This window comes from Microbacterium jejuense, assembly GCF_039544225.1.
GTDB classification, from domain to species: Bacteria; Actinomycetota; Actinomycetes; order Actinomycetales; family Microbacteriaceae; genus Microbacterium; species Microbacterium jejuense.
On sequence record NZ_BAABLG010000003.1, the window covers coordinates 570,827 to 589,142 of the forward strand.

Genomic DNA, 18,316 nt, shown 5'->3' on the forward strand with positions numbered 1-18,316 from the left:
CAGAAGCACACTCGGCACGGGCGCCTGTCATGCGCGAGGATGACGGTCGTGGAACACTTCGACACGATCGTCGTCGGCGCGGGGGTCGCCGGACTCTCTGCCGCGCGGCTGCTCGTGGACGCAGGTCGGCGGGTGGTGGTGCTCGAGGCGCGCGACCGCATCGGCGGGCGCGTGCACACCGACCGCACGGGTGGCGTCGCGACCGACCTCGGCGCGTCGTGGATCCACGGCGTCGTCGGCAGCCCCGTCGCCGCGGCAGCCGACGCGTTGGGCCTGCGCACCGTCGAGTTCACCGTCGGCGGCTACCAGCCAGACAGCCGCCCCATCGCGTACTACGGACCCGACGGGACGAGACTGACGGATGCCGCCGCCCAGGGCTTCATCGACGACATCCACGCCGTCGACTCGGCGCTGCTCGACGTCGTGACCGTCTCGGCCGCCGACGACTCCTACCGCGATGTGACCGAGCGGGCGCTCGGCCGGCAGGGCTGGGACCCCGAGCGGACGCAGCGCGTGCGCGAGTACCTGGAGCACCGCTCCGAGGAGCAGTACGGCGCCTGGATCGAGGACCTCGCGGCGCACGGCCTCGACGACGATTCGATCGACGGCGACGAGGTGGTGTTCCCCGACGGGTACGACGCGCTGCCGGCCCGGCTGGCGGAGGGACTCGACGTGCGCCTCGGCCACATCGTGGCGCGCGTCGACTGGTCTGACGGGCGCGTCGCCGTGACGACCGACCGGGGTGGATTCACCGCCGACACGGCCGTCGTGACGGTCCCGGTGGGCGTGCTGCAGTCCGACGGCTTCGTCATCGAGCCCGCGCTGCCCGAGCCGGTCGCCGGCGCGCTCGGCCGGCTGCGGATGAACGCGTTCGAGAAGGTCTTCCTGCGCTTCCCTGCGAAGTTCTGGGACGACGACGTCTACGCCGTGCGCCAGCAGGGTCCAGACAGCGTGTGGTGGCACTCCTGGTACGACCTGACTCCGTTGCACGGCGTCCCGACCCTCCTGACGTTCGCTGCCGGGCCCGCCGCGGTCGAGACCCGCGACTGGTCCGAGACCGACGTCGTGGACTCGGTCCTCACGCAGTTGCGCCGCCTCTACGGCGATCGCGTGGAACAGCCCACGCGCGTCGACATCACCGCGTGGCAGGACGACCCGTTCTCGCACGGCTCGTACGCGTACATGACCGTCGGCTCGACGACCGCAGACCATGACGACCTCGCCACCCCGATCGGCGGCATCCTGCACCTCGCCGGAGAGGCGACCTGGACCGATGACCCCGCCACCGTCCCCGCCGCGATGCTCTCGGGGCACCGGGCCGCGGTCAACCTGCTCGGTCGCGAGGTGCCGATCGAGAGGCTGTGGGCCGACGCGTAGGGCGGCAGGCAGGCCGAGGCGCGGGGCACTCACGCCGCACGAGACCACCGCCGGGCGCCGGGTCTAGGCCCATCCGAGCTCGCGCAGGCGCGCGTCGTCCAGCCCGAAGTAGTGTCCGATCTCGTGCACGAGGGTGATCCGCACACGCATGCGGAGCGCGTCGAGATCCGCACTGTGCTCCTGCATGTTGTTCTTGAACAGGGTGATCCGGTCGGGGAGCTCCCCGTAGCCGTACACACCACGCGTCTTCAGCGGGCGTCCGCTGTAGAGCCCGAACAGCCTGGGTCGCTCGCCCACGGGCTGGTTCGCGATGAGGATCGCCACATTCTCGAGACCTCTCACGATGCCGTCGGGGAGAGCCTCATACTCCTCCGCGACCATCGCCTCGAAATCCGCGTCCGAGATCTCGACCATGGCACCTATTGTGCGCGACCTCTGCTGACACGGATCCGATTCGCCGGAACTCGGGCTCGCGAGCCTGCTTGCGGGTACGTGGGTCGCCCCGACGCTCGACCTCCGATGGCCCCGACGATGTCTGACAGGGCGATGACAGCGCCAGCACCCGGTGGCAGCGCGGTGACAGTGCCTCAGGGGCACGCTTCTGTCATGACCGAACTTCGCTCGGCGGTTTCGCCCGACGGCACCCCCATCGGCTACACCCGCACAGGTGATGGTCCTGGGCTCGTGATCGTCCCCGGGAACAACCGCATGGCGCACAACTACGCCCGACTGGCGAGCGAACTCGCCGACCGCTTCGCCGTCTCGGTCCTCGAGCGTCGCGGTCGCGGCGCCAGTGGAGCTCAAGGCCCCGCCTATTGTCTCGATCGAGAGATCGAAGATGTGCAGACCGTCCAGCGCGCCGAGCGGGCGCGCCTCGTCTTCGGTCACAGCTACGGCGGGCTGATCGCGCTCCAGTCGGCCCGCACGGATCGATCGCTCGACCGGGTGGCGGTGTACGAGCCGGCGGTCTCGCTGAACGGATCGTTCGATCTGTCGTTCCTGCCCGAGTTCGAACGGCTGCTCGCGGCGGGACGGCACGCACGCGCCATGGCCCTCTTCCTACAGCGCACCCGACGCACGCCCCTGCCCGATGCGACCCCGCGATTCGTGTTCCAGGTCTTGGCTGCACTCATGGTGCGAGGCAAGAGCGGTGCCGAGATGCGAGATCTCATGCCCACCACTCCCCCGGAGCTGAGCGAGGTTCTCCGGTGCGACTCCGACGGGGCGGGCTACGCGGAGGTGACGGCGAGGACTCTCCTGATCGGGGGCACCAAGACTCCGACCTATCTCACCGGAGTTCTCGACCCACTCAGTCGCATCATCCTGGACTCGCACGTCGAGATGCTCGAAGGGGCGGACCACAATGCCCCCGATGAGAACTCCCCGCACGTCGTGGCGGAGTGCCTCGCCGCGTTCCTGGACGACGAGGTCGCGGGCAGCCCCCCAGCGACTCCGACGCGGCGCCGCCTCCATTGATCGAGCCGATCTCGACCTGTATGCGTCAGAAGTCGGTGGTCGATTTGTGGGCGATTCGGTTTCGAGCCGCCTCACCGACAACGAACGAAGGCCTCAACTTCCGCGTGATTACGCGGAAGTTGAGGCCTTAATCCAGTGACAACGGCTGTGGAGATGGGGGGAATCGAACCCCCGTCCATCGCTGAGTAACGGCGGCTTCTCCGGGCGCAGTCTGTACGAGCGTTCTACTCGGCTCCGACCTTTGTCACAGACACCTAAGTCGACAAGCCCATCCTGAAAAGAGTCCCGTGTGACGCTCAGGCGACGTCACACAGCAAGATCCCTAGATGACGCCAATACCCGTGACGGGATCAGTCACGGATTGACGGACTCGGGCTCGCTGCTCAGGCAGCGAGGGCGAAGTCGGACTGCTTCTTTTCGGCAGTTATTGGTTTGCAGGGGGCGTTCACGAGATAACCCTGCATCCTCGGCCCGCTTCTCGCAGATTCACAGGCGATGTCGAAACCGATCATCCCCGTGCCTCGTTCGAGGTGTTCCTTCTGTCGAAGGGCCGTTGTCACACTGTGGAGTTGTTCATCTCAGGTTCCGAAGTTCCCGAGCACATCAGTCTATAACGACTTCGTCCCGACAGCCATTCCTGGCCCGCCTGTTCACCAGCCTGAAGGCCGCACACCACCAACAGGAGCTCTTCGTGACCCTTCGCCCCGCGACCATCGCCCTCACCGCTCTGCTCGCCTGCGGGCTGACGGCGTGCGCCGGCCCGAGCTCGCCTGCCCCGGACGCCGAAGCCACGGCGGCCACCCCGCAGACCTCTCCCGCGGGCGCCTCCGACTCGTCGCCGATTCCCACGCCCGCCGCGAGCGTGCCGGTGGCCGCGCCGACGTGCGACGCCATCTCGACGGCCGAGTTCGACGCGTCGATGGCTGAGAACACGTGGGTGTCGTGGCAGCTCCCGCACGAGGGCGTCGGCGGCAGTCCCTTCGACACGTTCGCGAACGGCGCTCCCGCCGGCTCGATCTCGTGCCGCTGGGGCGAGGATCCGGCTCTCGCCACCGACAACGTCATCGACCTCGCGTGGGCTCCGATCGGTGAGGATGCCGCCTCCGCCGCACAGAGCCAGCTCGAGGCCGAGGGCTACGAACGGATCGAGACGGCGGAGGGCATGTACCTCGCGATGCGCGGAGAAGAAGGCTGGGCGGACGACGAGGGCTTTGCTCAGGCCCACCTCTTCACGGCCGACGACGTGCGATGGGCGATGTTCAAGGATGAACTCCGGTTCGTCCAGGCGCCCGGCGAGGCGTAAGACGTAGAGTCGGCAGCATGAGCGACGTCGTCATCACGGTCCGCGGAGAGCACGAGACCCGCATCGCCCCGGAGCGCGCGATCGCGCACCTCACCATCCGCGCCGAAGGTCCCGAGCGCGGTGCCGTCGTCGAGCGCATGGCCGCGCTCACCGAGCCGGTGCGCGACGACCTCGCCGCCCGCAAGGCCGCGGGCACCGTGCCCGAGTGGACCAGCCAGCGCGTGTCGGTGTGGTCGGAGCGGCCCTGGAACAACGAGGGCAAGCGGCTCGCTCCCGTCCACTACGCGAGCGTGGACTTCTCCGTCACGTTCACCGATTTCACGGTCCTGTCGTGGTGGGCAGGCGAAGTCGCCGAGCGGGAGGGCGTGCAGCTCGGCTGGATCGAGTGGCTGCTCACCCCCGAGACGCGAGCGCAGACCGAGAAGGATGTCGCGACACAGGCGGTGGGGGTCGCCGTCGCCCGCGCCGCGGCCTACGCCGGTGCGCTCGGGCTGGCGAACGTCAGCGCGCTCGAGATCGCCGACATCGGCCTGCTGTCACACCCGGAGCAGTCCCCCGCGCCGGCGCCGCGCATGATGATGGCCAAGGCCGCCTTCGCCGCGGATGCCGACGGCGCTCCCGCCGTCCAGCTGCAGCCCGAAGACATCGTGGTCTCGGCGGGCGTCGAGGCGCGCTTCGTCGCCCGCTGAGACTCGTGCGGATGCCGCGCGCGGGCGTGCGGCATCCACTCGACGACGCCGGCGACTACTCGCCCAGTCGGTTCCGGCTGCGCATGGCGCGCTCGGCCTCGCGCTTGTCTTCGCGTTCGCGGATGGTCTGGCGCTTCTCGTATTCGCGCTTGCCCTTCGCGACCGCGATCTCGACCTTCGCGCGCCCGTCCGAGAAGTACAGCTTCAGCGGGATCAGCGTGTAGCCGCCTGCCGAGATTGCGTGCGAGAGCTTGACGATCTCGTCCTTGTGCAGCAGCAGCTTGCGGGTCCGTTTGGACGAGTGGTTGGTCCAGTGCCCCTGCGAGTACTCCGGGATGTGCACCGCGTCGAGGAACGCCTCGCCGTTGTCGATGTACGCGTAGCCGTCCGAGAGGTTCGCGCGGCCTTCGCGCAGCGACTTCACCTCGGTTCCGGTGAGCACGAGGCCCGCCTCGTACGTCTTCTCGATGGCGTACTCGTGGCGTGCGCGACGATTGGTCGCCACGACCTTCTCCCCGCGTTCCCTGGGCATGGGTGTCTCCTCGCTGAAGCCGCACCGGGTGCACGGCAGCCTGTCAGTCTACCCTCCGGCAGACCCGGGCCGACTCACGCGCGCAGCCACCGCCGGATCGCGAATCCCGCCGACAGCGCCGCCAGCAGCACGCCCACCAGGATCAGCACCGGTACGACCAGCCACGCGTCGCCGAGATCGACCCACGTCGTCACGAAGTCGACGCGGTTGCGCAGATACTTGTCGACGCCGAAATAGACCCCGGCCAGCACCGCACCGCTCGCGAGCAGCGATCCGAGCAGCGCCGCGAAAACGCCCTCGAGGATGAACGGCGTCTGGATGAACCGATTGGATGCCCCGACCAGGCGCATGATGCCCAGTTCTCGTCTTCGCGCATACGCCGAGAGACGGATCGTCGTGGCGATGAGCAGCACCGCGGCGATCAGCATCAGCGCCGCGATCCCCACCGCGATGTACGTCGCGATCGTGAGGGCCGAGAACAGCGGGTCCAGGTACTGCATCTGGTCCTTGACGTCCTCGACGCCCTGCGTCCCGCTGAACGCCTCGATCAGCACGTCGGACTGCGACGGGTCGACGAGTGTGATCCGGAACGTCTCGTTCACCTGATCGGGCGTGATGACACTGGCGTTGTCCTCACCGGCGAGGTCGACGTACTCCTGGTAGGCCTGCTCGTGGTTGAGGAACACCATCTCGCGGATCAGCGGCGCCAGCGCGCTGCCCTCGAGCTTGGCCTTGACCTCTTCGACCTGCTCGGGCGTCGCCTCGCCGTTCACGCACGTCGCCGCAGTCGAGATGTTCGTGCACATGTACACGGCGACCTGCGCCCGCTCGACCCAGAAGTCGCGCATCGTCGCGATCTGCATCTGCATGAGGATGGCGGCGCCCACGAAGGTGAGCGACACGAATGTCACGAGGACGACCGACACCACCATCGAGAGGTTGCGGCGCAGGCCCGACAGCGCCTCCGACAGGATCAGTCCGAGCCTCATGACGTCGGCCCCACTTCGTCCTCGGTGTCGGTGTCGTCGCGTCCCAGGCCGAGACGATCGGCCAGGCCCAGCTCTTCGACGTCGATCTCGGCGAGCTCGACCGGGATCGTCGGGGGCGTCACGACCGGCGGCTTCGCCGGGGTGGATGCCTCCTCCTCCGCCTCTTCGTCGGCATCGGCGCCCACCGCCGCGGTGGTGGGGGCTGCGGTCGCGGCCGGGGCGTCCGGCACCGGCGTGCGCGGCGCGGGTGCAGCCGGCGCGGACGGGGTGGCGACATCCACCGACGCCTCGACGGCGGGGACCCGCTCGTCGTCGTCCTCGGGCACGTCGGTGGGATCCAGTCCCGCGGCCGCGGCGATCGCGGCCTCGCGCTGCACTTCGAGCACGGCGGTCAGGGCGGCGACCGCCGCGGCGCCACGCTCGGGCTCGGGGGCGAGGCTCGGCAGGCTCGACGTGTCGCCGTAGCCGCCGTGGCGCTCATCGCGCACCATCTCGCCGTGGCTCAGTTCGATGACGCGGCGCTGCATCTGATCGACGAACCCGGCCTCGTGCGTGGCCATGACCACGGTCGTGCCGCCGGCGTTGATGCGGGCGAGCAGCTGCATGATGTCGACCGACGTCGCCGGGTCGAGGTTTCCGGTCGGCTCGTCGGCGAGCAGGATCTGGGGACGGTTCGCGAGCGCGCGGGCTATCGCGACACGCTGCTGCTCGCCGCCCGACAGCTCGTGCGGGAACCGCTTCTCTTTTCCGGCGAGCCCCACCAGCGCGAGCACCTCGGGGACGGCCTGCTGGATGAATCCGCGCGACGAGCCGATCACCTGCAGCGTGAACGCGACGTTCTGGAACACCGTCTTCGTCGGCAGCAGCCGGAAGTCCTGGAACACCGCGCCGACGTGTCGCCGGAAGTACGGCACCTTGCGATTCGACAGCGTGCGAAGATCGCGTCCGAGGACGACCACGCGCCCTTCGCTGGGGGTCTCTTCGCGGAGGATCATGCGCAGGCACGTCGACTTGCCGGACCCCGATGCGCCGACGAGGAAGACGAACTCGCCGCGGAGCACCTCGAAGTCGACGTCGGTCAGGGCGGGCTTCGCTGTGCCGCGATAGCGTTTCGTGACGTTCTCGAACCGGATCATGGCTGTGTCAGCCTAAGCGGATGCCCGGCCCGACGGACCAGCGACACTCAGGGCCGCGGCATCCCCCGACGAACTCAGAACCGCGGATCAGTCGTCGTCGTCCTTGCGCTTGCGCCAGCGGATGCCCGCCGAGATGAAGCCATCGAGGTCGCCGTCGAAGACCACGGCGGGGTTGCCGACCTCGTGCCCGGTGCGGAGGTCCTTGACGAGCTGCTGGCCGTACAGGAAGTACGAGCGCATCTGGTCGCCCCAGCTCGCGGTGATCACACCCGCGAGCTCCTTCTTCTTGGCCGCCTCTTCTTCGCGCTGCAGCAGCATGAGCCGGGTCTGCAGCACGCGCATGGCGGCCGCGCGGTTCTGGATCTGCGACTTCTCGTTCTGCATCGAGACGACGATGCCGGTCGGGATGTGCGTGATGCGCACCGCCGAGTCTGTCGTGTTGACCGACTGGCCGCCGGGGCCGGACGAGCGGAACACGTCGACGCGGATGTCGCCCTCGGGGACCTCGACCTCGACGGCCTCTTCCATGACCGGGATCACCTCGACGGCCGCGAAGCTCGTCTGACGCTTGTCGGCCGAGCCGAACGGGCTGATGCGGGCCAGGCGGTGGGTGCCGGCCTCGACCGACAGCGTGCCGTACGCGTAGGGCGCGTCGACCTGGAACGTCGCCGACTTGATTCCGGCGCCCTCGGCGTAGGAGGTGTCCATGACCTTGACGGGGTACTTGTGGCGCTCGGCCCAGCGCAGGTACATGCGCATGAGCATCTCGGCGAAGTCGGTGGCGTCGTCGCCGCCCGCGCCCGAGCGGATCGTCACGACGGCCGAGCGGTCGTCGTACTCGCCGTCCAGGAGCGTCTGCACCTCGAGCTGGCTGACGATGTCTTCGAGCTCGGCGATCTCGCGGCGCGCCTCTTCGGCCGAATCCTCGTCGTCCATCTCATTGGCGAGCTCGACCAGCACGTCGAGGTCGTCGAGGCGCTGCTCGACGTCGGTGACGCGCTTGAGATCGGCCTGGCGGTGGCTGAGGGCGCTGGTGACCTTCTGCGCCTTCTCGACGTCGTCCCAGAGGTCGGGGGCACCGGCCTCCTCGCTGAGACGGGCGATGTCGGCGGTGAGTGCCTCGACGTCGACCACGGCCTTGATGTCGGCGAACGTGGAGCGCAGGGCCTGGATATCGGCGGAGGGATCGAAGTCGAGCATGACACTCCAGACTAACGTGGAAGCGATGAGTGAACGCGCCGACTCCCCCACCGCACGCGACGTGCTGTGGCGGTTCGGACCCATGGTCTACGGCCCCACCGTACTGTTCGCGCTCGGCGAGGGCGCGGTCATCCCGCTGATCCCGGTCATCGCGGCGCAGCTCGGCGCCGATGTGGCGACGGCGGCGCTCGTCGCATCCGCCCTCGTCATCGGCCAGCTGTGCGGCAATCTGCCGGCGGGCTGGGCGGTGGCGCGCATCGGCGAGCGCCTGACGATGGCGATCGCGGGCGTCATCTCGCTGGCGGGGATCGTGGGCATGGCCGTCGCGCCGTCGCTGGGCGTGTTCGCGATCGCCGTGTTCCTCATCGGCTTCTGCGCAGCGGCGTTCGGCCTCGCGCGCCACTCCTTCATGACGACGCGCGTGCCGCTGTCGTTCCGCGCCCGTGCGCTGTCGCTGCTGGGCGGCACGTTCCGGCTCGGCATGTTCGTCGGCCCGTTCATCGCCGCAGGGCTCCTCGCGCTGTTCGGCGACGAGCACGCGACAGTCTGGTTCTTCGGAGGATGCCTCGTCGCCACGGTGCTGCTGGTGCTGCTGGGTCCCGACCCCGAGAAGCAGCTGCCGGTCCCGGCTGCCGCGCCGCGCACCGAGAACGGCATCTCCGAAGACACCGGCGAACCCGTCACCGGATCCATCCCGCTCCGGCAGGTGCAGGGACCGGGGCCGCGCACCGGCGTGATCCGCACGATGTGGCGCCACCGGCGCGTGCTCTCGACGCTCGGCCTGGCGGCGGCATCCCTCTCGGCCGTCCGCTCGGCGCGGCAGGTCGTGCTGCCGCTGTGGGGCGTGTCGATCGGGCTCGACGCGCAGACGATCGCCCTCGTGGTCGGGATCTCTGGCGCCATCGACTTCGCCCTCTTCTACGCGAGCGGTCAGGTGATGGACCGGTTCGGCCGGCTGTGGGCCGCTCTTCCGGCCATGGTGCTGATGGGCGCCGGGTTCATCGCCCTCGCACTCACCCATGACGTGCCGCAGGCCGCCATGTGGTTCGCGATGTTCGCGGCGGTCCTGGGGGTCGGCAACGGGCTGTCCAGCGGCATCCTGCTCACCCTCGGCGCGGACGTCGCGCCGAGCTCCGACCCTGCGGCGTTCCTCGGCTCGTGGCGCACGCTCACCGATGCGGGCGGCGCGATCGCGCCCCTCATCGTGTCGGGACTCGCGGCGATCGCCTCGCTCGCGGTCGCGACCGGCGTCATGGGCGCGATCGGACTGGTCGGCGCGCTCGCGTTCGTGCGCTGGGTGCCGCGGTACGTGCCGCGCACCGAGCCCTGAGGGGGCTCACACCCAGGAACGCCGCACCGCCTCCGCGCCCAGCTGGATGCGGGTCGTGACGCCCGCGCGCTCCATGAGCACGGCGATCCGGCGCTGGGCGGTGCGCAGCGAGATCCCCAGCTGGGCCGCGGCCGCGGCATCCGTCAGTCCGAGCAGCAGCAGCTTCAGCAGCTCGCGGTCGGCATCGGCGCGGGGATCGCCCTCGGCGGGAGCCAGGAACTGCGTCGCCGCCGACCAGTACTCCTCGAAGATCGCCATCACCAGGTCGAGCAGCCCGCTCGGGTGGATGAGCAGCGCCCCGAACCCGCGGCCGTCCTCCTGAGAGTGCATCGGGAGCAGGGCCATGCGGTCGTCGGCGAGGAACATCCGCGTCGGCAGCGCGGGCAGCACCCGGACCTCCTCGCCGACCTGCGCGCCCTCACGGGCGAGCTCCAGGAACCCGGGCCGCTCCAGCACACCGCTCTCGACGATGACCCGGTAGCGCACCCCGCGCAGCAGCGCCCGCTCCTCCTCGATGTTCTCCTCCGCCGTCATGAGCGCCACATCGCTCAGCATGAGCACACGCACCTCGCGTGTCGCGGCCGCCTGCAGCTGCGCCAGCCGCTGCCGCACCGCGTCGTCCCCGACCACGACGTCGATCACGTCGGCGGCACTGCGCTGTTCGGCCGACGCGCGGTACACCTCGCTCAGTTCGACGAGGGCCTCGTGCGCGCGGGTGAGCCCGCGTTCGCGCTCCAGCAGCAGCGGCCGCAGCGCCATCGCCGGCGGCGAGGCGACGAGGCGCTCGGCGTCGGACGCGTGCCGTGCCAGCAGGCCGAGCCCTTCGAGCTCCGCGACGATCGCCCGCACCCGCGTGCGTGACAGCCCGGTGTCGGCGGCCGCGACGGCGACCGACGAGGACGGACGCTGCAGCACTGAGCGGTACACATCGGTGTGCGCGGCGTCGAATCCGAGGGCTTCGAGCATCGCCGCTCCCGTCCCGCCTGGCGGAAGGTGGCCATGGCGTATCTCCGCCAACAGCCTATGAGAACGCCGTGAGAGGTTCGTGACAAGTCCCCACAACCCCACGGAGAGGTGCACATGTCACACCCCAACCCGTCAGGCCGACGCCTGCGTGCCGTCGTCGCCGCCACGAGCGGCCTCGCGATGGGCATCGCCGGCGTCGGCGCCGCCGCCCTGCCCTCGGCAGCCGCCACGGACCCGGATGCCGCCCCCACGGCCACCGCGTCGGTGTCGGCCTCGCACACCGTCACACTGATCACCGGCGATCGCGTGACCGTCGCGGATCTGAGCGATGGCACCCACGCCGTCTCGGTGCAGACCGTCGAGCCGGGCGCCGGCGTCCAGACGTTCGACGTCAAGGGCGAGCTCCACGTCGTCCCCGACGACGCCGAGCCCTACCTCGCGTCGGGCGCGCTGGACGGCGACCTGTTCAACGTCACCAAGCTCATCGACTACGGCTACGACGACGCCTCCGTCGACGCCACACCCGTCATCATCGAGCAGTCCGCGGCGCGCTCGCGCAAAGCGGCCGAACCGCTCCCCGGTGTCGAGCTGACCACGGCGCTGCCGAGCATCTCGGCTTCGGCCGGCACCGCGTCGCACGCCGACGCCGCCGCACTGTGGACGACGCTCACCGGTGCGAGCGCAGCCCCGCAGGCCCGCAGCCTGTCGACCGGAGCCCGCCTGGGCGGCGATGTCACGGCCGTGCACCTCGACGGCAAGGTGAAGGCGACGCTCGACTCCAGCGTGCCGTACGTCGACGCGCCCGAGGCCTGGGAAGAGGGCTACACCGGCGCCGGGGTGACAGTCGCGGTGCTCGACACCGGCTACGACGACACCCACCCCGACCTCGCGGGACGCGTCCTGCCCGGCGCCACCAGCTTCGTGCCCGGCCAGGATGTCGCGACCGACGTGCAGGGCCACGGGACGCACGTCGCCTCGACGATCGCCGGCACCGGCGCTGCGAGCGACGGCACCCACCGGGGCGTCGCGGACGACGCGTCACTGCTGATCGGCAAGGTCCTCGGGGACGACGGCTACGGCCAGGACTCCTGGATCATCGCCGGCATGGAGTGGGCAGCCGCGAACGCGCCCATCGTCTCGATGAGCCTCGGCTCGCAGGAGGCGTCCGACGGCACCGACCTCATGGCCGAGGCTGTCGACCGCCTGTCGGACGAGACGGGTGCGCTGTTCGTCATCGCCGCCGGCAACTCCAGCGCCCCCGAGACCATCGGTTCGCCCGGATCGGCGGCCGCCGCGCTCACCGTCGGCTCGGTGGACGACCCGTCCGGCGCGCTCTCGTGGTTCTCCAGCCAGGGACCGCTGACGCGTTCGGGCACCCTCAAGCCCGACATCGTCGGTCCCGGCAACGACGTCACCGCGGCCCGTTCGTCGGACAGCCCGGGCGAGGGCTCCTACATCTCGATGAGCGGCACGTCGATGGCGACCCCGCACGTCGCGGGCGCCGCCGCGATCCTCAAGCAGCGCCACCCCGAGTACACCGGCGCGCAGCTGAAGGCGGCGCTCACCAGCAGCACCGCCGACGTCGGCCTCACCCCCTACCAGGGCGGAACGGGCCTGCTCGATGTGGATGCCGCGATCGACGTCCCGGTGATCGCCTCGGGCTCGGGCGACTTCGGCATGCTCACGTGGGGCGAGTCCCCGGCCCCCGTCTCGCGCACGATCGAGTACACGAACCGCGGCGACGCCGAGGTGCAGCTGTCGCTGGCCGCGACGCTGGCCGACACCACCCCGGGCGCGGGCGGCGGCATCGAGCCGATGTCGGCCGGCCCCGAGGTGCTGACGATGGATGCCGACACGCTGACGATCCCCGCCGGTGAGAGCCGTTCGGTGACGCTCACCGTCGACCCGTCGCTCATCGCGGCCGGCACCCAACTGTCGGGCGAGCTCATCGCGTCGGCCGACGGCACGCCCATCACCCGGACGGCACTCGGCGCCATCGCCGAAGACGAACGCTACGACCTTACGCTGACGGTCACCGACTTCGCCGGCCAGCCGTCGTCGGGCTACGTGTGGCTCTCGAACGGCGCCACGGGCTGGTACGCGCCCGTCGCGGTGGAGGGCGAGACCACGCTGCGGCTTCCCGGCGGCACATACTCGGCGATGTCGTTCCTCGAGCTGCAGCGCACGCCCGACACGATCGCGAGCGTCCTCGTGGGCGACCCCGACGTCGTGCTCGACCAGGCGCGCACCGTCGCGCTCGACGCCCGCGCCACGAAGCAGCAGACCGTCGACGTCGGCACCAAGGGGCTCGACGCCACCTTCCGTCGTGTCGACTACACCGCGGACGGCTTCTCGGGCAGCGCCATGATGCCGGTGTGGGTCGACGAGATGTGGGCGCAGCCGGTGAAGGCCGAGACCGCCGAGTTCTCGTTCGCCACCCGCTGGCGCCTGCAGCGTCCGACGCTGTCGCTGACGGCGGGCAAGACAGCCCTCGACGTGATCCCGCAGGTCGGCTCGACGCTGCTGGACGGGTCGATCAAGACGGCGGCGGTCGATGCCGGCACCGGCAGCGCCGAGGCGTTCGCCGCGGTGGACGTCCATGGCAAGGTCGCTCTCGTCACCCGATCCGACGAGGTGTCGGCCACCGAGCGTGCGGCGAATGCCGCCGCGGCCGGTGCCGCCCTCCTCATCGTCGCGAACGATGCGGACGGCGAGCTGAGCGAATGGGTCGGCGCAGACGACTACGTCACCCCGGTCGCGATCCCGGTCGCCGGGATCAGCGGCGTGCAGGGGCGCGAGCTCCTGGCGCAGCTGGCCTCGAAGTCCGTGAAGGTCACCGGCACAGGCATCCCGAACGCCGACGAGATCTGGGACATCGCGCAGCACGGCGACGGCGAGATCCCGGCGAACCTGGCCTTCAAGCCCGGCAAGCTGGCGCGGATCGACACGATGTACCACGGGCAGCCGGAGACCGTCGGAGAGTTCCGGTACGACTTCGTGCCCGGCGCCCTGTACGGCAGCGGCTTCCCGATGCGCGCCGCGCGCGGCACCGAGCGCACCGAGTGGGTCAACACCGATCAGCTGCAGTGGTATCAGGACGCGACGGTCGTCGGCGTGGACTGGCAGATCCGCGACACGAAGCGCACGTATGCGGCGGGCTCGAAGACCGAGGCGAGCTACTTCGGCTCGATCGTGCGGCCGTATGTGGGCCCCGGTTACTGGGCTCCGCACCGCTCGGGGGACGGCATCCAGTTCAACCTGCCGTCCTGGGCCGACGGCGGCGACGCGCTGCACACCGGCACGTTCGACGTGTTCGCCGGCAACCCCGGCATCGCTCAGCAGACCGATGTCTATGTGAACGGCGAGCTCGCGGCATCCGGTGAGTATCAGGGCGCGAACGTCTGGGGCCTGCCCGAGGACGACGTCGAGGTGCGCGTGGTGAACACCGCGACGCACGACGGATCGCACCTGGCGTCGTCGACCGCCACCACGACGGAGTGGAGCTTCCACTCGTCGGGCGCGGCCGACGACTACTCGCAGCGGATCCTGCCGATGATCCAGGCGTTCTACGACGTCGATCTCGCGGCCGACGGTCGTGCGGGCGACGGGCGGCGCAAGGGTGCGGCGGTGACGCTCGGCCTCGAGCTCGGCCACCTCGGTGGGGCGCTCGGCGCCGCGAAGATCACCGAGGCGACGCTCGAAGCCCGGGGTGCGGACGGGCAATGGCACGCGGTGGCCCTCGCTCCGGCGAAGACCAGCGCGCCGACGGGCGCGACCGAGCCGCCCGCGGGCACGTTCCCCGAGGGCCGCTCGTTCGTGAGCGCCTTCCGCGCCGACGTCCCGGTGCCCGACAAGGGCGGGTGGGTCGACCTGCGGGTGACGGCGAAGGATGCCGCCGGCAACACGTTCTCGCAGGAGATCGTGAAGGCGTTCGAGGCCGGCCCCGCGAAGGGCGTGCACTGATCGCATGATGAGAACGGCCCCGGTGCGCGAGCACCGGGGCCGTTCTTCGTGTGTGGATGTTCAGTTGTGTTCAGTTCGATCGCCTGAACGCACACGGGCTGGAACGATGAATCGTCCGCCGTCATCCCGGGCCGCGGACCGTGTGATTCGAGGAGGAATCCCTTGCCCAGGAAACGGACCACGCTGCTCGTCGCAGCAGCCGTCGGCGCCCTCTGTCTGGCGGGCACCCCGGCGCCCGCCCTCGCCGCCGACGGACTCGCCGGCACCGTGCACTATGCGAGCGATCTGGACTGGGTCTCGGCCGACAACGGCTGGGGACCGGTGGAGCGCGACTTCAGCAACGGCGCCAAGGCAGTGCCCGACACGACACGGACGATCCAGTCGATCCGAGGCGTGCAGTACCCGAAGGGCCTGGGCACCCACGCCCCCGCCCGCGTCGTGTACGACGTCGCGCAGGAGTGCACGCAGCTGCTCGGCTACGTCGGCATCGACGACAGCCAGGCCGGCAAGGGCCGCGTCGACTTCGTGGTCAAGGTCGACGGGACAGAGAAGTTCCGCATGGCCCGGAGCGGCATCGATCCCGCCGGCCGGCTGAACCTCGACCTGCGCGGCGCGAGCACCGTCGAGCTCATCGCCGAGACCGGTCCCGAAGGCAACGGCAACGATCACGCCGACTGGGCCGACCTGCGCATCAACTGCACCGACGAGTACCTCGCGCAGCCGCTCACCCTCGCCGCGAACGACGTCGACCTGTCGCTGCTCGCGCCCGGTGCCCCGGTGTCGGTGACCGTCGACGGCGCGAACCCGCAGACGCCGGTCACCGTCGGCTTCGCCGGCACCGAGGTCGTCGCCAATGCCGACGACGGCGGCCGCGCCACCGCCTCGTTCGTCGTTCCCGCGGGCACGGCGGCCGGCGAGTACACGATCACCGCGCGCGCCGCGTCGCTCTTCGGCGCGATCGCGCAGGGCGAGCTCGCCGCACACGTCGTCGCGGTCTCCGACACCGCGTATTTCGTCGACTGCTCGGCCACCGGGACAGGTGACGGCTCCGAGGCCGCGCCCTTCACGTCGCTGGAACAGCTCGCGAGCGCGCAGCCGTTCCAGCCCGGCCAGTCCGTCCGCTTCCGGCGAGGCGCGGAATGCGTCGGCACCTTCGCCCCGACCGGGTCGGGCCTGGGCACCGCGCCCATCACCGTCTCGCCGTACGGCGACGGCGATGCCGAGGCCACGATCAACGGGAACGGCGCGCTCGCCGGGATCCACCTGCTCAACGTCAGCAACTGGACCGTCGACGGCATGCACGTGATCAACCCGGGCACTCCCGACCAGCGCCGCGTCGGCATCCTGTACGAGATCAACGACGGCACCAAGCGCAGCGGTGTCGTGCTGGCGCGCAACCATGTCGAGAAGGTCGCCGGCTGGTCCGACAAGACCAGCCTCGGCAACGCGTTCTCACGTTCGGCGGGCATCTCGGTGCTCGGCGACGGCATCGGCTGGTTCGACGGGATCACCGTGACCGACAACGTCGTCAACGACACCGCGGCAGGCGGCATCAAGCTGTCGGCGCCCGACACGACGCGGCATTACAACGAGAAGGTCTACATCGCCCGCAACGACATCCGCGCAGTGGGCGGCGACGGCATCGTGATCCACAACTCCGACAAGCCGGTCATCGAGTACAACTCGGCGATCGACCTCGGGCACGGCGAGTATCCGTTCCTCAAGGGCAACTTCGCCGGCATGTGGCCGTACAACTCGGTCGACCCGCTCTTCCAGTACAACGTGGTGGGCAACAGCGTCGGCTCGACGTACGACTCCACCGCGTGGGACTGCGACATGAAGATCAAGGGCAGCTGCACGTTCCAGTACAACTACTCCTACGGCAACGCCGGCGGGTTCTACCTGGACTGCATCTCGGGCTGCGGCACGGCATCCACCACCACCAACGCGATCCTGCGCTACAACGTCTCGCAAGACGACTGCCGCCTCGGCGGCGCGAGCGGCGGACCCGGCCTGCACCTGATCTACAACAACACGTTCTCGTGCCTCAACCGGCCGTTCGAGGACGACATGACGGCACCCCGCCAGGTGAAGAACAACATCATCATCGCGACGGGCGGCACCCTCAAGACCACGAACGCCGTGTACGAGAACAACGCGTACTTCGGCGGCATCCAGCCGGCCGCCACCGAGACCGGTGCGGTCGTCGGCGACCCGCAGCTGATCGCGGCGGGCAGCGGACAGCTCACGCGCGCCCTCCCGGGCTACGAGCTGGCCGTCGGATCGCCGCTGCTGGGCGCGGGCGTTCCGATCGCGGATGCCGGCGAGCGCGACTTCTTCGGCAACCCGATCCCCGCCACGCCGAACATCGGCGCGTACCAGGGCACCGGTGCCGAGGTCGCCCCGCTGCCCTTCGAGGCGCTGGTCAACCAGACCGCCGTCGCGTCGACGGCGAACCCGCGCAACGGTGCGGTCACGGCCGACTTCCGCGTGTTCTCGGCCGAGGCGCTCGCCGGCGCCGGGCTGGCTGCGGGCGAGACGGCCACGGCCTTCGGCGCCGCGCTGGACTGGCACCCCGCCGCGATCGGCACGCCCGACGCCATCAAGGTCGCCGGTCAGCAGGTGTCGCTCGAGGGCGAGGGCGACGAGCTGATCGTCGCCGGCTTCTCGGCCGGCACGGCGACCTCGGGCACCGCGACGGTCCACTACCAGGACGGCACCAGCGCGCAGGTGCAGCTGTCGCTGCCGCTGTGGAGCGACGCGTCGACGGATGCCGCCGACACCGAGGTGCTCGGCAGCGCCGGCTCGTACCTGCAGCGCACCAAGCCGTACCTGGGCGGCACGATCTCGACAGTCACCGCTGCGGCCACGGTGTTCGCGCAGCGCATCCCGCTGTCGGGCAAGCCGGTCGCGAGCGTCACGCTGCCCGAGGGGAGCCCGGTGACGGGCCAGGGCCTGAGCCTGCTCACGATGAAGCTCGCGGGCAGCGCCGTGCCGACCTCGGCGTCGGTCGTGACCGAGTGCCGCGGACCGAACGCGTGGGTGCACGTCACGGTCGCCAACGAGACGGCCGGCCCGATCACGGTCGCGGTGGACACGGCGCTCGGCGACGACGTCAAGGTCAAGCTCAACCCGGGCAAGGACACGCGTTCGTCGTTCAAGGTCCGTGATGCCCTGGCCGACGGCGAGGTGACCGTGGTCGCCTCGACCGCGGACGGCGCACGCACGACCACCGTGGTCCCGTACACCGGGACCGACTGCCGCTGAGCCGGCGTCGGCAGCGGGGGCGGCGCGCAGGCGTCGCCCCCGCTGCCGCATTCTCGGATGCCGGTCCTCGGTGCACACGAACACACAT

Annotated in this window: 13 protein-coding genes and 1 other RNA gene; 7 read left to right on the forward strand and 7 right to left on the reverse strand. The window is 70.2% G+C overall.

Annotated elements, in window-relative coordinates:
- Window positions 1-48 precede the first annotated feature (48 nt).
- Window positions 49-1,377, forward strand: coding sequence for a flavin monoamine oxidase family protein (locus tag ABEA46_RS07160; RefSeq protein ID WP_345543690.1), 1,329 nt, complete (start codon window positions 49-51; stop codon window positions 1,375-1,377).
- Window positions 1,378-1,440: 63 nt separating this feature from the next.
- Here the strand turns inward: ABEA46_RS07160 and ABEA46_RS07165 are convergent, their stop codons facing one another.
- Window positions 1,441-1,791 carry a metallopeptidase family protein gene (locus tag ABEA46_RS07165; RefSeq protein WP_345543691.1) on the reverse strand — a complete coding sequence of 117 codons (351 nt, stop codon included), beginning with the start codon at window positions 1,789-1,791 and terminating at the stop codon, window positions 1,441-1,443.
- A 192-nt stretch (window positions 1,792-1,983) separates the two neighbouring features.
- On the opposite strand from ABEA46_RS07165, the gene ABEA46_RS07170 reads away from it, so the two are divergent.
- Window positions 1,984-2,853: an alpha/beta fold hydrolase gene (locus ABEA46_RS07170; protein WP_345543692.1), complete on the forward strand. Its 870-nt coding sequence runs from the start codon at window positions 1,984-1,986 to the stop codon at window positions 2,851-2,853.
- Between the two features lie 145 nt (window positions 2,854-2,998).
- Here ABEA46_RS07170 and ssrA read toward each other — a convergent pair.
- Window positions 2,999-3,369: a transfer-messenger RNA gene (gene ssrA, locus ABEA46_RS07175) on the reverse strand.
- 175 nt (window positions 3,370-3,544) lie between these two features.
- On the opposite strand from ssrA, the gene ABEA46_RS07180 reads away from it, so the two are divergent.
- Together ABEA46_RS07180 and ABEA46_RS07185 are read left to right on the forward strand one after the other, a co-directional pair.
- Entirely contained in the window at window positions 3,545-4,156 is a 612-nt protein-coding gene (locus ABEA46_RS07180; protein ID WP_345543693.1) for a hypothetical protein, read from the forward strand.
- Window positions 4,157-4,173: 17 nt separating this feature from the next.
- Entirely contained in the window at window positions 4,174-4,845 is a 672-nt protein-coding gene (locus ABEA46_RS07185) for an SIMPL domain-containing protein (protein ID WP_345543694.1), read from the forward strand.
- A 55-nt stretch (window positions 4,846-4,900) separates the two neighbouring features.
- On the opposite strand, the gene smpB is transcribed toward ABEA46_RS07185, so the two are convergent.
- From smpB to prfB, 4 genes are all read right to left on the reverse strand, one after another.
- On the reverse strand, window positions 4,901-5,377 hold the full coding sequence (gene smpB, locus ABEA46_RS07190) for an SsrA-binding protein SmpB (RefSeq protein ID WP_345543695.1): 477 nt from the start codon (window positions 5,375-5,377) through the stop codon (window positions 4,901-4,903).
- 74 nt (window positions 5,378-5,451) lie between these two features.
- A complete protein-coding gene (gene ftsX, locus ABEA46_RS07195) occupies window positions 5,452-6,366 on the reverse strand; it encodes a permease-like cell division protein FtsX (protein ID WP_345543696.1) in 915 nt (304 codons plus the stop codon).
- Window positions 6,363-7,502 carry a cell division ATP-binding protein FtsE gene (gene ftsE / locus ABEA46_RS07200; protein ID WP_345543697.1) on the reverse strand — a complete coding sequence of 380 codons (1,140 nt, stop codon included), beginning with the start codon at window positions 7,500-7,502 and terminating at the stop codon, window positions 6,363-6,365. Before ftsE ends, ftsX begins: the two co-directional genes overlap by 4 nt.
- 87 nt (window positions 7,503-7,589) lie before the next feature.
- Complete coding sequence (gene prfB / locus ABEA46_RS07205) at window positions 7,590-8,702, reverse strand: peptide chain release factor 2 (protein WP_345543698.1); 1,113 nt, start codon at window positions 8,700-8,702, stop codon at window positions 7,590-7,592.
- Window positions 8,703-8,727: 25 nt separating this feature from the next.
- Between prfB and ABEA46_RS07210 the strand changes: the two genes are divergently transcribed.
- Entirely contained in the window at window positions 8,728-10,032 is a 1,305-nt protein-coding gene (locus ABEA46_RS07210) for an MFS transporter (protein ID WP_345543699.1), read from the forward strand.
- A 6-nt stretch (window positions 10,033-10,038) separates the two neighbouring features.
- Here the strand turns inward: ABEA46_RS07210 and ABEA46_RS07215 are convergent, their stop codons facing one another.
- Window positions 10,039-10,998, reverse strand: coding sequence for a TrmB family transcriptional regulator (locus ABEA46_RS07215; RefSeq protein ID WP_345543700.1), 960 nt, complete (start codon window positions 10,996-10,998; stop codon window positions 10,039-10,041).
- A 114-nt stretch (window positions 10,999-11,112) separates the two neighbouring features.
- On the opposite strand from ABEA46_RS07215, the gene ABEA46_RS07220 reads away from it, so the two are divergent.
- Both ABEA46_RS07220 and ABEA46_RS07225 read left to right on the forward strand, forming a co-directional pair.
- Window positions 11,113-14,961 (forward strand): S8 family serine peptidase, encoded by a 3,849-nt coding sequence (locus ABEA46_RS07220; RefSeq protein WP_345543701.1) that lies wholly within the window; start codon window positions 11,113-11,115, stop codon window positions 14,959-14,961.
- 162 nt (window positions 14,962-15,123) lie between these two features.
- Window positions 15,124-18,228 (forward strand): NPCBM/NEW2 domain-containing protein, encoded by a 3,105-nt coding sequence (locus ABEA46_RS07225; protein ID WP_345543702.1) that lies wholly within the window; start codon window positions 15,124-15,126, stop codon window positions 18,226-18,228.
- Window positions 18,229-18,316: the final 88 nt, after the last annotated feature.

Coding starts and splice junctions, on each gene's coding strand:
- prfB (WP_345543698.1), bottom strand. CDS start 8,702: ATGCTCGACTTCGATCCCTCCGCCGATATCCAGGCCCTGCGCTCCACG.
- ABEA46_RS07170 (WP_345543692.1), top strand. CDS start 1,984: ATGACCGAACTTCGCTCGGCGGTTTCGCCCGACGGCACCCCCATCGGC.
- ftsX (WP_345543696.1), bottom strand. CDS start 6,366: ATGAGGCTCGGACTGATCCTGTCGGAGGCGCTGTCGGGCCTGCGCCGC.
- ABEA46_RS07185 (WP_345543694.1), top strand. CDS start 4,174: ATGAGCGACGTCGTCATCACGGTCCGCGGAGAGCACGAGACCCGCATC.
- ftsE (WP_345543697.1), bottom strand. CDS start 7,502: ATGATCCGGTTCGAGAACGTCACGAAACGCTATCGCGGCACAGCGAAG.
- ABEA46_RS07220 (WP_345543701.1), top strand. CDS start 11,113: ATGTCACACCCCAACCCGTCAGGCCGACGCCTGCGTGCCGTCGTCGCC.
- ABEA46_RS07215 (WP_345543700.1), bottom strand. CDS start 10,998: ATGCTCGAAGCCCTCGGATTCGACGCCGCGCACACCGATGTGTACCGC.
- ABEA46_RS07165 (WP_345543691.1), bottom strand. CDS start 1,791: ATGGTCGAGATCTCGGACGCGGATTTCGAGGCGATGGTCGCGGAGGAG.
- smpB (WP_345543695.1), bottom strand. CDS start 5,377: ATGCCCAGGGAACGCGGGGAGAAGGTCGTGGCGACCAATCGTCGCGCA.
- ABEA46_RS07210 (WP_345543699.1), top strand. CDS start 8,728: ATGAGTGAACGCGCCGACTCCCCCACCGCACGCGACGTGCTGTGGCGG.